The 16200-nt window shown below is 34.1% G+C and carries 13 protein-coding genes and 1 other annotated feature; of the genes, 4 read left to right on the top strand and 9 right to left on the bottom strand.

The features are described 5' to 3' along the window. Positions 1–3: 3 nt before the first annotated feature. Positions 4–2616, bottom strand: a complete 2613-nt coding sequence (locus CD041_RS10320) for an AAA family ATPase (RefSeq protein ID WP_070648084.1) — start codon at positions 2614–2616, stop codon at positions 4–6. Between the two features lie 13 nt (positions 2617–2629). Next, complete coding sequence (locus CD041_RS10325) at positions 2630–3358, bottom strand: zinc ribbon domain-containing protein (RefSeq protein WP_062078310.1); 729 nt, start codon at positions 3356–3358, stop codon at positions 2630–2632. A gap of 313 nt (positions 3359–3671) precedes the next feature. Between CD041_RS10325 and CD041_RS12215 the strand changes: the two genes are divergently transcribed. After that, on the top strand, positions 3672–3830 hold the full coding sequence (locus CD041_RS12215; protein WP_002460855.1) for a hypothetical protein: 159 nt from the start codon (positions 3672–3674) through the stop codon (positions 3828–3830). A gap of 144 nt (positions 3831–3974) precedes the next feature. Here the strand turns inward: CD041_RS12215 and brnQ are convergent, their stop codons facing one another. Further along, positions 3975–5333: a branched-chain amino acid transport system II carrier protein gene (gene brnQ, locus CD041_RS10330; protein WP_080606661.1), complete on the bottom strand. Its 1359-nt coding sequence runs from the start codon at positions 5331–5333 to the stop codon at positions 3975–3977. Between the two features lie 312 nt (positions 5334–5645). Between brnQ and CD041_RS10335 the strand changes: the two genes are divergently transcribed. Further along, complete coding sequence (locus CD041_RS10335; protein ID WP_070648082.1) at positions 5646–7148, top strand: FAD-dependent monooxygenase; 1503 nt, start codon at positions 5646–5648, stop codon at positions 7146–7148. Between the two features lie 198 nt (positions 7149–7346). On the opposite strand, the gene thrS is transcribed toward CD041_RS10335, so the two are convergent. Next, the gene (gene thrS, locus CD041_RS10340; protein WP_070648081.1) at positions 7347–9263 is read right to left on the bottom strand and encodes a threonine--tRNA ligase; all 1917 of its coding nucleotides are present in this window, start codon (positions 9261–9263) and stop codon (positions 7347–7349) included. 50 nt (positions 9264–9313) lie between these two features. Then, positions 9314–9528, bottom strand: a binding site (T-box leader). A gap of 307 nt (positions 9529–9835) precedes the next feature. Here thrS and CD041_RS10345 point away from each other — a divergent pair. Further along, positions 9836–10249: a MerR family transcriptional regulator gene (locus CD041_RS10345; protein WP_080606660.1), complete on the top strand. Its 414-nt coding sequence runs from the start codon at positions 9836–9838 to the stop codon at positions 10247–10249. Continuing rightward, entirely contained in the window at positions 10242–10808 is a 567-nt protein-coding gene (locus tag CD041_RS10350) for an NAD(P)H-dependent oxidoreductase (RefSeq protein WP_002479105.1), read from the top strand. Before CD041_RS10345 ends, CD041_RS10350 begins: the two co-directional genes overlap by 8 nt. A gap of 214 nt (positions 10809–11022) precedes the next feature. Here CD041_RS10350 and CD041_RS10355 read toward each other — a convergent pair whose 3' ends face one another. The 5 genes from CD041_RS10355 to CD041_RS10375 are packed head-to-tail and all read right to left on the bottom strand — an operon-like array spanning position 11023 to position 15910. Then, positions 11023–12384 carry a gluconate:H+ symporter gene (locus CD041_RS10355; RefSeq protein WP_002460863.1) on the bottom strand — a complete coding sequence of 454 codons (1362 nt, stop codon included), beginning with the start codon at positions 12382–12384 and terminating at the stop codon, positions 11023–11025. 22 nt (positions 12385–12406) lie between these two features. Continuing rightward, entirely contained in the window at positions 12407–13552 is a 1146-nt protein-coding gene (gene dgoD / locus CD041_RS10360; protein ID WP_080606659.1) for a galactonate dehydratase, read from the bottom strand. Between the two features lie 12 nt (positions 13553–13564). Then, positions 13565–14188 (bottom strand): bifunctional 4-hydroxy-2-oxoglutarate aldolase/2-dehydro-3-deoxy-phosphogluconate aldolase, encoded by a 624-nt coding sequence (locus CD041_RS10365; RefSeq protein ID WP_002479107.1) that lies wholly within the window; start codon positions 14186–14188, stop codon positions 13565–13567. Positions 14189–14195: 7 nt separating this feature from the next. After that, positions 14196–15146, bottom strand: coding sequence for a sugar kinase (locus tag CD041_RS10370; protein ID WP_012990664.1), 951 nt, complete (start codon positions 15144–15146; stop codon positions 14196–14198). Continuing rightward, positions 15143–15910 carry an IclR family transcriptional regulator gene (locus tag CD041_RS10375; RefSeq protein ID WP_308446738.1) on the bottom strand — a complete coding sequence of 256 codons (768 nt, stop codon included), beginning with the start codon at positions 15908–15910 and terminating at the stop codon, positions 15143–15145. The genes CD041_RS10370 and CD041_RS10375 overlap by 4 nt, the downstream gene beginning before the upstream one ends. Between the last annotated feature and the right edge of the window lie 290 nt (positions 15911–16200).

Here is a 16200-nt window from a genome sequence, read left to right on the forward strand (position 1 = left end):
ATGTTATACTTCCTGCATTTCTAGAATTGTTTCATTGCTAATTGTTGTTAAATCAGCATCAGGTGTAGCTGTTTGGATTACTTTGTTTTTATGTCTAACTAATAGTTCTTGAACGAAATTACGTGCCCAACGACCATTGGACTTTTGTGATTCTTCAATATTCGCATATCGTTCTTCTACAATTTCTCTTAATAAGGTTTCATCAAATTGCCAATCTTCTTTTATTAATGTCATTACAACAATATCAGCCACTTCTTCTGGACTGTAATCTTCAAAGTGTAATTGATAAGGAACACGTGACTTTAAGCCTTCATTCGATTCTAGAAAGCGCTGCATATCATCGTTATAGCCGGCAAAGATAGCAATAAACTTATCACGATTATTTTCTAATTCCGTAATCAATGTTTCAATTGCCTGACTACCAAAGTCATTGTCACTTTGACCTTTTGGCGTTAATTGATAAGCTTCATCGATAAATAATACTCCGCCCATTGCCTGTTCGACTGCTTGTTTTGTATTCTTTTCCGTTTGACCGATATAATTACCAATCAACTTACTGCGCTCTGTTTCAATTAAATGACCTTTTGACAATAGACCTAAATGTTTAAATATTTGTGCTAATAATCTAGCAACAGTCGTTTTCCCGGTACCTGGAGCACCAGTAAAAATCATATGATAATTACTATGCGTCGTAACTTTGCCTTGTTCTTCTAATAGTTTATTGAATTTTACTTCATTAATAATTTTATCTACGTGTTGTTTGACGTTAGCTAAACCGATGAGCTGATGTAACTCTTCTAATAAATCATGTAACGTTTCATCTGAACGATCATCTTGTGATGAAAACATCGAAAAGTCTTCATCTGTAATAGTCATTAGTGCTTCATCATCTATATATTCCCCGCTTTCAGAAATACGTTGTATTTGTTCTGACGTTAATTTTTCATTGAAATTTCGAACCCAGCGTCCATTACTATTATCAAAATTATGTCGATATTCATTGGCCAAGGCTTTTTGATAGTGATCAGCCTCAAATACATAACCTTTATTTATTAAATCAGCTTCACCAATTTGTACAAGTTGAGGTAACTTGTAGTCTTCAAAATCAAATGTGTGAGGTATTCTTGAGGCGAGACCTGGATTAGAGTTTTTAAAAGTAATCATTTCATTGGTATAGCCTGCAAAAATAATCATGATTTCTTCTCTATGATCTTCCATATATTTAAGAATTGTATCTATTGCTTCTTGACCAAATCCTTTATCTCCCTCGCTAACCAAAGTATATGCTTCATCAATAAACAATACACCATTTTTAGCGCTTTCTAGCACTTCCAACGTTTGTGTTGCAGTTCTACCAATATATTCTGATACGAGATCTTGACGTGAAACTTCAACAAAATTGTTTTCTTTAATGACTTGTTCTTCATATAATGCTTGTGCCATCAAACGCGCAACCGTTGTTTTACCGGTACCTGGATTCCCGATAAATAACGAATGCATGGCTGGCATATTTGGTTGCAACCCTTTTTGTTGTTTGATTTTATTTATTTTAGAAATATTAATAAATTTTTCTACTGCTTTTTTAACACCATCCAAGCCAATAAGCTCATGTATCGCATCTAATGCACTTTTTTCTTCAGGCATTGCTTCTTCATCAAACGCATCCATAGTATCTTCATAACTATCATTCTCTGATTCATTTACTGTATCGTCTTCATAGAATTCGTCAAATTGAGTATCAACGTCTTCTTGTCCTATATTGTCATCTACATTCTGTGCATATGCTCCCTGATCATTTAACTGGCGCTGATATTCATCTCTGTTAATGACTTCAAAGCCTTCTCCTTCAGCGTCTGAAAAATTGTCTATATTAACAAGAAATCCATTAGTATTTTCGGTATTAACATGTTGTAACGATAGATAGCCTTCTTCTAAATATGCTTCAGAGCTTCCCGAAACAATAGTTAGTCCATCAATATACATTTGTCCATGACTGAACAACATGATGTCTATGGTTTCCTCTGTCTTATCGATATATAAATCATTTGCGTTGATTCTACCTTCTTGCTGCGCACATACTGTTTCAGTCGATAGACTATGGTTGACTTCAATATATGCATCTTGATTCGCTGTTAATCCATTCATTAAAGACTGATTAATTTGAGCACGTGAACCATTATCTACAAATATTCCACTAATTTCCTCTTCAGCATGAGTATCTACCGTCACTTCATTAATAGACACACTGCTGTTTTGATCTATATATAGTGCAATAGCTTGCTTCCCCTTTAAAATGACATTATTTATTGTCACATGACTATTATGTATATTTAGCGCATGATCATTAGGCTGTGAATTATCAATTGTTAAATTCTCTATAACAGCATTACAGTTCTCAATATAAAACCAAGAATCAATCACTGTATCTTCAGGTAAACTGTTACCTCGTAATTTAAAGCGCATATTTTGAAATTGCATACCTTGATTGAAATAGTGCTTTTGGTCTCCTAAAGACTCAAATACAATTGTGCTGTCATCCGGGATGGGCGTTTCTAGTACTAATTTTTCAAAACTAATTCGACGAAACCCTTTGCCAACAAGTATTGGTTTTTTCATTGTTATGACTCCCTTAACCTAGTTTTTTTGCCAATGAATAGAGATAAATAAACGAAAGAATGCCAAGAATCCACGAAAAGTTCCATATAAATAATAAGAATATGTATTTAAGTGTAACTTTTCCAGTAGCTATGGCAAAACCATGTTGTTGAATATCGTATGCATAACTTGATTTCTTAAATACTTTACTAAGTACGTGATCAACAACACACATCACAAATGGGAATAATAGCACATTCAAGATAAATATTATCATATTATATGTTATATGAATGAAAAATACATAAAACACAAAAAACGCAATTGAAATAATGATACGTTTAGCCCATGCCGCGGTATCATCTAATTTAAAGATGTTTTTAACGACATCCAAAAATCCTGTTGAAACTGAATCCGTCGAAGAAGCACCAAAATCGTTCTTCGATACGTGTGATGCATGATCACCTGAATGTGCACCGAATTGCTCTTGAGACTCTGTTGAATGTGTATTCGCTTCATCTGTAGTTGATGATGCGCCAACTTGCTCTTTTACATCACTGTCATGGCTTGCTTCTTGTTGCTGATCAGGTCGTTTTTTATGCTGTTGTGCACCTGCGCCAAACTGACTTCTAATATCACGTTTCTGAGATTGCTTAGAAGTTTGTTGCTGATTTGATGTTGTATCAACTTGTATCGGTTCACCACACGTCGGGCAGTGTTGTTGGAAATGATTAAATTCTGTCCCACATTGCTTACACTTCATTAAAGTTCACCCCTGAATAAAGTCTATGTCAAATGAATAACAAGACAATTTTTGTTTTTTGAATATATATAATATTTTAATAAAGTTTTGTGCCGTTGTCAGTACCTTATTGCAAAAATTATGATGCTTCACATTTAACTGAAATTTTAAAAAAGCAGTGCATTCTTTTTACCAATTATTGGCAATGAATGAGCAACTGTGAAAGATGATTATTAAGTGATTACATTCGCTAATAATATAAAATCTAATCCTAAGATAGAAAATAGCGACTCTAATAATGGTATATTATTATAAAGAAGGTATTATTTAAAATATGAAAATAAATAATCACAATAGCTTTTTTATTCCATGTGGCTTGTTTTTGGGTTTAGGATTAGGATTAATATTTAAAGAAATTGTAGCAGGCGCATTTTTAGGGTTAGCTTTAGGATTTTTACTATATATAATTTTCAATAAAAGAGATAATAAGTAATATTAATGCTTCGTTATTACAAGGGAGCGGAATCGCATTCATTATGAATTCGTAGTCCCGCCCCAGCAAGGTTGACTAGGATTGAAAAAACTTGTTGAACACTGCCAATGCACAGTCATTCAACAAGTTTTTAAGTAATTTTTCTTATGTTTGTGGTTGTCTTGGTAAGCGAATTTTATAAACGATGAGTCCGATAATAAAGCCTATAAGTGCCGGCAACATCCAACCCATGCCTATGTCAAATAATGGTAAGTAATGCTCACCTAGCGCAATTAACCATTGCGCGAAACTTGTGTTTACAAAGAATTCTGGACTTGCCTTTATACCATCAATTAACGCAGCAATCATTGTAAAGAATGTCGTAAAGCGATAAACAGTTGTTGAATGATTAAATAGTGGACTGATTAATGTCAATAAGATTAATGTAATTGCTAAAGGATAAATAAACATTAATACTGGTATTGAATACATAATAATCTTCGTTAATCCTACATTCGCAAAGATGCAGGCTAGAACGCTAACTATCGTAGCAATAGCTAAATAATTTTGTTTAGGAAATAATTCTGTAAATGTCTCAGAGAATGCAGTTATTAAGCCAATAGCCGTTTTTAAACAAGCAACAATAATGATTAACGATAAAATAATAATGCCGTAATCACCTAGATAGTATTGAGCGATTTGTGCCAATGCTATACCACCATTCTCACTTACTTTGAAATGGCCTAAACTCATCGTTCCCATCACCGCTAATAACGTATATATAACCCCCATTGCAACAATACTAATTGTTCCAGGTTTAAAGGTTTCTTTAGCAATCGTATTGGGGTTTGAAATACCTAATTTTTTAATAGTTGAGACGATAATAATACCAAATGCCAATGACGCTAAAGCATCTAACGTATTGTAGCCATCAATAAAGCCTTTAAGCACTGTGCCATGCTTATAATCTGGACTAATCGATGCATGATTGATGCTACCCATTGGATGGATAAATGCCAAAATGACGACAATACCTAATAATATTAAAAATATAGGATTTAAAAATTTACCAATATAATCTAATATTTTAGATGGTTTTCTAGCGAACAGCCATGCTAAAACAAAGAATACAATACTAAATATTGGTAGTAATATCTTTGCAGTACTTGGTGAAATAAATGGAGAAAAAGCAATTTCAAAGGATGTTGTTGCTAATCTTGGTAAAGCAAAGAACGGTCCTATAACGAGATATAACCCGATTGTAAATATGTATGCATAACTTGTACTTACTCTTGAAGCAATTTCAAAGACACCATTGGTTTTTGATACTCCTATTGCAATAATGCCTAAAAATGGTAAACCAATCGCTGTAATTAAAAAACCTAAATTGGCCAACCAAACATTTGTGCCTGCCGTTTGACCGAGATGGATTGGAAATATTAAGTTTCCAGCACCAAAGAACAAACCAAACAACATCGAACCAATAAATATATTTTGTTTTAACGTTAATGTATGATTCTTCATAATTCTTGGGTCTCCTATTTATGTGATATTTGTTATTATACATGGTTTTATTGTCTATTTGTTCAGATTATTCAATAAATTTTTAAAAAAGATGTATTTTCTCTCAAATTGTAAATTTAATCTTACTAAATTGCATCAAAATCTCACTGAATTGACCTTTTCAACATTTTAGCTTTCATTAAATTTTAACTTCTATGTATGCCTTTTCTAAGACATTAACCTCGGTTAACATCACCTTATTCTTGCTATCATGCTTAATGTATAGTGCTTATGGGAATAATTATAAAAATATCCGAATAAGGAGAGAATGCCATGTCAAACGATGTTTTAATTGTAGGCGCTGGACCTAGTGGATTGGCATTAGCCATTGCTTTAAGTGCCCAAGGTATATCATATAAGCTGATTGATAAAAATAAAGGCCCCGGTACAGCTTCAAGAGCCATGGTCGTTCAGTCACGTGTACTTGAATTCTACCGTCAATATGGTTTCGACGATAAGATTGTTGAAGCAGGCATACCAATTCAACATTTTAATGTATATAAAGATAAACGTCCTGTTGGCAAATTACCGATTGCAAAGAAAGGAAAAGGCGTAAGTCCTTATCCATATGTATTAACTTTACCGCAAGATATTCATGAACAAATTCTTGTAGAAGAATTAGAAAAAGTCGGTGGACAAGTATGTTGGGAACATGAACTTATATCATTTGATGACAACGAGACATTTATAAGTGCGACATTTCAACGACCTAATGGTGAAGAAGTAACTGAAACATTCAATTACATTTGTGGTTGTGATGGTGCCAGTAGCACCGTAAGAAAACGACTTGATATCGGTTTCCCTGGCGGAACATACACACAACTCTTTTATGTTGCGGACGTTGAAACGAACACACAATTAGATGGTGCTAGTATGGGCTTTCATGGTAATCATTTCTGTGTTGGTTTTCCTATTAGAACAACAGAACAATTACGCCTCATTGGTATTATCCCCGAAGAGGTAAAGACCAATGGTGAACCGCCTGAATCATTTAAACCACTGATACCATTTGCCGAAAATATCTTACCTATACACATTAAAAACATTAATTGGTATTCATCTTACCGCTCACATCATAGAGTAGCAGAACATTTTAGAGTAAATCGTGCCTTTATTTGTGGTGATGCAGGACATATTCATAGTCCCGCTGGTGGTCAAGGTATGAATACAGGCATTAGCGACGCCTTCAACTTAGCTTGGAAGCTGAGTAACGTCATCCAAGGAAAAGCTGATAAATCAATTTTAGATACGTATGAACCTGAACGCATTGAATTTGCAAAAAAATTAGTGAACACTACTGATACAGGATTTAAATTTATGGCGAATAGTCAAGTCGTGAAAGATTGGATTATTCCCTATATCTTCCCTACTTTATTACATTTGGATATTTTGAAGAAAAAGCTGTATAAAACGATATCTCAAACAGCTATTCATTATAAACACAGTGATTTAAGTACAGGAAATTATGGGAACATTGCTGGCGGCGATTGTCTTCCATGGATTCATATTGATTCAATCGATAATTTCGAACCTCTAAAATCTCGAACTTGGCAAATCCATATTTATGGCAAATTAACACAAGAATTAAAACAGTTCGCATATGATTCACAATTACCGATTTACCATATCCCTTGGGTTACACAGATGTCCCAAAAAGACATTCAACGTGATGCTGTATTTTTAGTACGACCAGATGGCTATATTTCAGTGGCTACAAATTCATATGATGTAGAACCACTTAAACAGATGATTGAAAAATATCACATTAAACCCTAAATATTAGGTACTTTAAACATAAGGATACCTATTGCTGAAGTTAACACATAACATATTTTTCAGTAGTGTCTTAAAATTAGCGTAATATTAAATATTTATCCGCAAAAATGCACTCCTCAAGGTTAGATTTTCAGTCTAACTTTTGGAGTGCATCTCATTGTTAGTAGAATTTAAACTTAACACAACAGTACTTATGTCTTATACAAGTAGTGCTTTACTTTCTACTTCTTCTTGTAGTTGTGCAATAAAGGCTTGAATATCCATCACTTCATTATCTTCATGCGAATATTTTCTTGCTGAAACAACATTATTCTCTTGTTCATAGTCTCCAAGCACTAAAGTGTATGGAATTTTTTTCATTTGGCTTTCTCTAATTTTTTTACCTAATTTTTCATCTCTATCATCAATAACCACACGAATATTATTATTTTGTAACGCTTCAAATACTTTATTCACATAGGCTGTGTTATTGTCAGATACACCGATGATATTTACTTGAACAGGTGCCATCCAAAGTGGGAAAGCTCCTTTAAAGTGTTCAATTAAGATACCAAAGAAGCGATCTAGAGAACCGAATATCGCTCTGTGTAATACAACAGGTCGTTCTTTTTCATTTTGTTCATTAATATAAGTAAGATCAAATTTTTCTGGCATTTGGAAATCAAGTTGAACTGTTGCACATTGATGACTTCGGTTTAATGCATCTTTAATATGCACATCAATTTTAGGGCCATAGAATGCACCATCACCTTCATTAATTGTATATTTTAACCCTAATTCATCAAGCACATTGGCTAAAGATTGTTCCGCTTCATTCCATAATTTTAATTCACCTAAATAATCTTCTGGACGTGTCGATAACTCGATACTATATGTGAAGCCAAACACTGAATAAATATAATCAATTAATTTTAGTATATCTTCTACTTCTGATTTAATTTGAGATTTCATAATAAAGATATGTGCATCATCTTGGCAAAATGTTCTTACACGTAATAATCCATTTAACGCCCCACTAAACTCATGGCGATGTACTTGTCCAAACTCTGCCATTCTTAATGGTAAATCTTTATAAGATCTAAGTTCATTTTTGAAAATTAACATATGACCCGGACAATTCATTGGTTTTAAAGCATAATCATTTTCATCTACTTTTGTGAAGTACATATTTTCATGATAGTGATCCCAATGTCCAGATTCTTCCCATAGTTTTTGATTCATCATAAGTGGTGTTCTCACTTCATCATAATCATTTTTCAATTGAATTTCTCTCAGGAAATTCTCCATTTGATTACGCACAAATTGACCATTTGACAAATAGAAAGGCATGCCAGGTGCTTCTTCAGAGAACATAAATAATTTTAACTGTTTACCTAATTTTCTGTGATTGCGTGCTTCTGCTTCTCTTAAAAATTCAAAATAGTCATCTAACTGCGCTTGTGATTGGAAAGCCACACCATAAATACGTTGAAGCATTTTGTTATCACTATCGCCTCTCCAATAAGCACCGGAAACTTTAGTTAACTTAACATGTTTCACAAATTTTGTATTTGGCACGTGTGGTCCAACACATAAATCTAAGAATTCACCTTGGCGATATACTGATAGTTGTTCACCTTGATATTGCTCAATAATCTCTAACTTATACGGATTATCTTTGAATAAAGCTTTTGCTTCGTCATAGCTGACATTTTCTTTTACAATGTCTAAATTTTCACTTTGAATTTTCTTCATTTCTTTTTCGATTTTATTTAAATCGACTTCGCTGATTGATTCATCCAAGTCTATGTCATAGTAGAATCCATTGTCGATGACTGGTCCTATTGTCAATAAGACTTGAGGATATAATCGAGTTAATGCTTGTGCTAGTACATGGGCGGCAGTGTGTCTCATCGCTTCTATACCTTCAGCATCTTCTAATGTATAGAAAGTGAGTTCACAATCTTCTTGGAGCGGGTAGGTCAAATCAACTAACGTTCCATTCACACGACATACGACTGCCGCTTTAAATAAAGACGTACTGATTGATTTAGCAACATCGCGCGCTAAGACGCCTTGTTCATACGCTTTTTGACTTCCATCTGGGAACTGAATATTGATTCGTTGATTAGACATGATAATCTCTCCTTAAAAATTTGATATATAAATAAAAAACCCGTCCCTAAACAAGGGACGAGTCTATTATTACCCGTGGTTCCACCCAAAATTCCATCTTAAATAAGATGACACTCTAGTCATGTATTAACGCACATGAAACGTTACATGTTTCCATGTAAATAATACAAGGTAGTAAACTTCATTTATGATTTAGGAACCTTTCAGCTGCCATTCCCTCTCTGAAAATCGTCCATAAAGTTCGTGTCCTTTAAATAATATTGATTTTTTATCATCATATACCTATTAATAAAGATAGTCAATCTGATGTCAGAATATTTAAAAGAAAATTCATATTTTAAACGATGACTTAGGAAGCAAGACAGCATTCATAATGAATTCATAGTCCCGCCCCAGCACGGTTGACCAGGATTGAAAAAGCTTGGTATCCAGCGTACTTTCAATCCAATCAACTACTGCCAATATAGCGTTTAAATCTTTAAAAATAATGATGTTACAGACTTTTCCAATATATAAATCAACTTGACCTTAAAGTTACCTTTAATGCTAAGATAACGTTGGAGGTGAGCCTTATGACAATTAATGATGTTGCAGCACATTTAAATATGAGCAAATCGCAAATAAGATATTACGAAAAAATAGGCTTAATTACAGTACCGCGAAATGATAGTGGCTATCGTATTTTTGATGAAGATACAATGTTTAAATTGAAGTTAATTAATGATTTAAAAGATTTAGACCTTGATTTACAAAATATCAATCACATTATACAACTTTATGACCAACCCATTTCTGACACATGTAATAAGCAATCCAATAAATTTATTGAAAATCTGATTACTAAAATTGAACAACGCTTAAAGCAGCAACAGCTTATTTTACAGAAAATAAAAACATTACATCAATTATCTAAAGATGGTCAATATGAACAAAATCAGCATAAAATATTTGCAGAATTAGCCAAAGAGGTGTCAATGAATGATTAGTATTATTTATGGTGGTAATACCTCAGGAACTTGCTACGAACTTTACCAACACATTTTACATCAAATTCCCAAGCAACAGCGCTATGATATATTTTTACAACAATCCAATATTGACTTTTTATTGACGACAGGCTATCATGCACCACTATCATCACAACAACAAATATGGATAAATCAGCTTGAAGCATCTTCTACGCTCATCTTTATATATCCTTTATATTGGTTTAACGTTACCCCTATTTTGAAGAGCTTTATTGATCAAACGTTTTGGCCAGAGCATGCTTTCAGTTTTAAAAACAAGCAGTACTTCAGAAACGGCTTATGGAAAGGGAAAAAAGCAATTATTATTTACACCCAGGGTGGTCCTGAAATTTTGCATCGATTTAAAGGCCGTTTAGGCTACAAAGTAATGAAGTATCCACTGAATTTATCGGGTATTTATGATATATCCGTTCTTCATCTTGATAACCTTAACAGAAGCGCCACAGATAACAAGAAAGTCGTTGCATCGATGGCAAACATTGCTCAAAAAGTAAAGCAACTCATACGTAATAAGTAATAATAGTTTATCATCGATTAATTGTTCTGTTTCGTAATCGTTAATATTGAAAATGCTGATTCTCTATTGATGAAGAATTAAAAGACTTGTTTCTTAAAAAACAAACCTTCCTAGTTACGACTAACTCTAAAATTCAGGTGTTTAACAAGCACATTATGTCTTTTTACAATATTCAATATAGACGACTGATCTTTTAATTTTTGATACGTCCAATTTATACAAAGAGGCTTATAAAAAGAATAAATATTATGCCGGATACTGAGAGAATGGTTTCAAGTAGAGACCACGTTAAAAATGTTTCTTTTATCGTTAATCCAAAATATTCTTTGAACATCCAAAAGGCGGCATCATTAACATGCGATAAGATTAAACTACCTGCACCAATCGCTAAGACAACTAACGCAACATTAACGTCTGATTGTTGTACTAAAGGTAAGACAATCGCTGTTGTTGAAATACCAGCAACGGTAGCAGAACCCAATGCGATTCTGAAGATAGCAGCTATTATCCACGCAAATAAAAGTGGCGACATTGATGTACCTGAAAAAGCTGCTTTAATCGTATCACCTACACCACCATCAATGAGGATTTGTTTAAAGGCACCGCCGCCACCTATAATAAGTAACATCATGCCGATAGGATAAATTGAATTAGTCACGGATTGCATTGTTTCTTGCATTTTCTTACCTTTATGTAATCCCATCGAATAAATAGCAAAGATCACTGAAATGACCATAGCAGTGCCTGCTGTTCCCACAAAATAAATAAAGTTTTCAATAAAGTTTGTTCCTTTACCACTGTCATGACCAGTAACTAATTGTAAAATTGTAGAAATTAACATTAAAATAACAGGCAATAATGCGGTAAAAACACTTAACCTAAAGCTGGGCATTTCTTCTTGTGAAAACGATTTTTGAGAACCAAGCTCAGAGATATCTCCTTCACGATAAAACGCTGAGGTCACTATTTTTTCAGCGACTTTTAAAAATACAGGTCCGGAAATGATAGCAACAGGAATGGCAATAATCATACCGTACATTAGCACTTCTCCAATATTAGCATGTAGTTCTTTGGCAATCACAGTTGGCCCTGGATGAGGGGGTAAAAAACCATGAGTGACAGAAAGTGCTGCCATCATAGGAATTCCTATTTTTACTTGAGATACCTTTAACTTTTTAGCAATCGTAAAAACTAATGGAATTAATAGCACTAAACCTACTTCAAGAAATAACGCAATACCCACAATAAAAGAAGCTATGATAATGGCCCACTGTGTATACTTTTCACCAAACTTATTAATTAGTGTTTCGGCAATGCGATTGGCACCGCCTCCATCTGCTAATAACTTTCCTAGCATTGCACCAAGTCCGAATATGAGTGCAATATGTCCTAGCGTGCTACCTATCCCCTTTTCAATACTTTCCATTACATTTTGAATTGGTATTCTTAATAAAATGCCTCCGAGAATAGATGTGATAATGAGTGAAACAAACGTATTTAATTTGAATACAATAATAAGAACTAATAAAAAGGCTACGCTAACAACAACGCTTAAAGTAACGCCTAATAAGCTCATCTTAAGTTCCTCCTATCTTTCCTTACCATTCTGCGATAGACCCATCTTGGTGCTTCCAGACAGGATTTTTCCAATTATGTCCTATTTTCGCTCGCTCTTTGACATAATCTTCAGCGATATCTATACCTAAACCTGGCTTTTGAGGAATATTGACAAATCCGTCTTGATAATCGAAAATCGTGCGATCTTGTACATAATCCAATAAATCATTACTTTTGTTGTAATGAATACCTAAACTTTGTTCTTGAATAATTGCATTGTGACATGTTGCATCAACCTGTAAACAGGCAGCCAATGCAATTGGTCCTAATGGACAATGGGGTGCAGCTGCAATATCATATGCTTCAGCCATGGAAATTATTTTTTTACATTCTGTAATGCCACCAGCATGAGATAAATCTGGTTGAATGATATCTATATAGCCAGAAGCTAGAGCATCTTTATAATCATAACGGGAAAACATGCGTTCTCCAGTAGCAATTGGAACAGAGTAGTTTACAAGAACTTTTAAGATCTCATTATGTTCTGGTAATACAGGTTCTTCAATAAAAAGTGGATGATATGGTTCTAGCTCTTTAATAAGTAATTTAGCCATAGGTTTGTGCACTCTACCGTGAAAATCAATCCCAATTCCAAAATTATTGCCCATTTTTTTGCGAATCGCATCTACACGAGCAACAACGTCTTCCACTTTTTGAAAATCATCAATGTATTGCAACTCTTCTGTTGCATTCATCTTTATAGCATTAAAGCCTTTATCAGCAACTTTTTGTGCTTCTCGCGCAACATCTGAAGGTCTATCGCCACCAATCCAGGAGTAAACTTTAATACTATCACGTGCTTTTCCCCCAAGCAGTTGATGGATAGGCGCGTTAAAATATTTACCTTTAATATCCCACAAAGCTTGATCAATACCTGAGATTGCACTCATGAGAATTGGACCCCCTCTGTAGAAAGAAGAACGATACATTTGATTCCATAAGCCTTCGATTTGACAAGGATCTTCACCTATAAGAGTGTCCATGAGTTCAATAACCGCCGCTTTAACAGTCGCAGCTTTACCCTCAATCACCGGTTCTCCCCAACCTTCAAGGCCTTCATCAGTGATGATTTTCAAAAATAACCATCTGGGTGGAACTTGATATAGCTCATAATTTACAATTTTCATTGTCAGAACCTCCTAATTCATTGCCTTTATAAGTTTTTGCGCATTTCGTTTTATCGTTGTTAAAGTTTCATTGTCAATAGCTAAATTCGTTTTGACGATGCTGCTACTAACACCCACACCAATAGCACCTACATTTATATATTCGTTAATATTTGTTGCATCAACACCACCAGTTGGTAATAGTTGCGTATTATTGAGTGGTGCTAATATATCTTTAATATAAGATGGTCCCATTGATGAAACAGGAAATACTTTTATAATATCTGCACCTTGATTTAAAGCTAAGGTAATTTCTGACGGTGTGAAAGCACCTGGTATTGATAACACATGGTTTTCTTTCGTGCATTGAATAACATCAGTATTCACGTCTGGGGAGATAATAAATTGCGCACCTGCATCGATTGCCTTTTGACAACTTTCAACAGTCAGCACCGTACCAGCTCCTATATAAATGTCACCTTTATATTGTTTGCTAAGTTTTTGTAATGTGTTAAATACATTAGGAGAATTAAGTGTAACTTCAACAAGCTTAATGCCCGCTTGCTTTAAGGCTTCAACAATTTTCAAAGTATCTTCAGTATCATAGCCTCGGACAATAGAAATAATTTTATGTTGCTTAACTAACTCTATATTCATGTTTACACTACCTTTCTACATCAGTGAGTTGATGTTCGATAAATTGTTCTACTTCTGATAACGTGGGCAACCCATAAAAATCACCATACGATGTAGTTGCTAAAGCCCCCATCGCTAAAGCATACTTAGACATTACTGTTAATTGGTCATAACCATACATTTTTAGACTATAGATAACCCCAGCAGCAAAGGCATCTCCAGCACCTACAGGGTCAATATCTTTTACACTATAAGCTTGTCCATGAATATGTGTATGCCGATTAATAAATACGGCGCCTTGATCTCCATTTTTTATGACAAGCAACTTTAAATTTGTCTGATCAATGTGGTTCATCAACTGCTCCATTGATGGTGTATTAAACAAAATATCTGCTTCACTCTTGCCAGCTAACAACACATCAACATGTGGTTCTATGATTTGATAAAAGGCTTTTAAATCATTTTCATTCCATAATTTTTTTCGGAAATTAGGGTCGAATACAATAGTCATATGATGTTGTTTCGCAACTTTAATTAATTTAAGCGTCTCTTGATAAGTATGGTTACTAAGTGCAGGCGTAATACCAGTAAGATAAAGTATGTCAGCGCTTTCAAATATATCGTTTAAAAAAGAATTAATATTCAAATAATTGATGGCACTGTTTTTGCGAAAATAATCCACACGAATAGCTTGCGCAATGCCACGTTCTTTAGTCATTAAACCGGTTGAGTAATGATTTAAAGTTTGAACAAATCGCGTATCAACCCCTTCACCATTCAATTGATACTTTATGGCTTCTCCCACGGCATCATTACCAAGTGCAGAAATTAAACTCGAATGAATTCCTAAGCGAGACAATCCAATTAACGTGTTAGCCTCAGCACCAGCAATATAAAAATTTAACTGGTTAGTATATTTAAGTTGTGCATGATTTGAAGAAAACACACCCATAATTTCACCATAAGAAATTACTGTCAATTTATATCCACTCCATTTCTTGTTAGACCCATCGCGCGCGAAATAAAATAGGCATTTTGTTTTATTTTTTGCGGAATCAAATCGTTATGCTGAATTCTTTCCTTTGGTCCAGCACAACTGATGGCACCTATTACATGACCAGCATCATTTAAAATAGGTGCAGCAATACAGTACAACCCGAGTTCATTTTCTTCATCATCAATCGCATAACCCTGCGCTTTAAAACGTCTTAACTGTACTTTCAACATTTCATAGTTTTTCACTGTATATGGCGTAACTTGTTCAAATTCTATATCAAGAAATAAACAATCAAGTAACTTCTTGTCATACATGTAAAGGCACGCTTTGCCTAGTCCAGTGGTATAAATCGGTTTATTAGCACCTGGTTGTGCGGCGGTTCTGATGGAGCGATGGCTGTCGATTTTAGTTAAATAAATCATCTCATACCCTTGAGGATAAGCTAAAAATATAGTTTCATTAAGTTCATCACTTAAGTGTTTAATATAAGACAAACTTTCGTTATATAAATCCAGATCTTCACGGGCACGATTGCCTAAGCTAATAAGCTTAGATCCCAATAAATATTTATTCTGATAATCTTTGCGTATATAGTTTGCCTCAACCATAGTTTTCAATAAATTAAATAAGCTGCTTGCTGGAATCTGCAATGCCTGGCCAATTTCTTTTTCACTCAAAGGGTGTTGTTGAAGATGTAATAAATTTAAAATATCAAAGACACGTTGTGCAGACTTAACTATAAAAATCCCACCTTTCTATTTCACATATGTGAAATGAATTTATATATGTGATGGCACAGGAATATAAACATATGATTGTAAAATAGTCAACAGAAATTTATGTAATAAACATTGAATTATAACTATAGCTCAGTCCATATTACTCCATAAATTTCTTACAGTGTTATACCCAATATCAGTGATTAATTGAAATATAATTGTTTATAAAGAAATGGAGCGGGACAGCATTCATAATGAATTCGTAGTCCCGCCCCAGCACGGTTGACCAGGATTGAAAAAGCTTGGTATCCAGCGTA

Origin of the sequence: Staphylococcus lugdunensis (assembly GCF_002901705.1) — a bacterium.
Classification (GTDB): Bacteria; Bacillota; Bacilli; order Staphylococcales; family Staphylococcaceae; genus Staphylococcus; species Staphylococcus lugdunensis.

Excerpts from the sequence above, each read along its gene's own strand:
- CD041_RS10365 (WP_002479107.1), bottom strand. The coding sequence starts at position 14,188 with ATGAATATAGAGTTAGTTAAGCAACATAAAATTATTTCTATTGTCCGA.
- CD041_RS10320 (WP_070648084.1), bottom strand. The coding sequence starts at position 2,616 with ATGAAAAAACCAATACTTGTTGGCAAAGGGTTTCGTCGAATTAGTTTT.
- CD041_RS12215 (WP_002460855.1), top strand. The coding sequence starts at position 3,672 with ATGAAAATAAATAATCACAATAGCTTTTTTATTCCATGTGGCTTGTTT.
- CD041_RS10350 (WP_002479105.1), top strand. The coding sequence starts at position 10,242 with ATGATTAGTATTATTTATGGTGGTAATACCTCAGGAACTTGCTACGAA.
- CD041_RS10355 (WP_002460863.1), bottom strand. The coding sequence starts at position 12,384 with ATGAGCTTATTAGGCGTTACTTTAAGCGTTGTTGTTAGCGTAGCCTTT.
- thrS (WP_070648081.1), bottom strand. The coding sequence starts at position 9,263 with ATGTCTAATCAACGAATCAATATTCAGTTCCCAGATGGAAGTCAAAAA.
- brnQ (WP_080606661.1), bottom strand. The coding sequence starts at position 5,333 with ATGAAGAATCATACATTAACGTTAAAACAAAATATATTTATTGGTTCG.
- CD041_RS10335 (WP_070648082.1), top strand. The coding sequence starts at position 5,646 with ATGTCAAACGATGTTTTAATTGTAGGCGCTGGACCTAGTGGATTGGCA.
- dgoD (WP_080606659.1), bottom strand. The coding sequence starts at position 13,552 with ATGAAAATTGTAAATTATGAGCTATATCAAGTTCCACCCAGATGGTTA.
- CD041_RS10345 (WP_080606660.1), top strand. The coding sequence starts at position 9,836 with ATGACAATTAATGATGTTGCAGCACATTTAAATATGAGCAAATCGCAA.
- CD041_RS10325 (WP_062078310.1), bottom strand. The coding sequence starts at position 3,358 with ATGAAGTGTAAGCAATGTGGGACAGAATTTAATCATTTCCAACAACAC.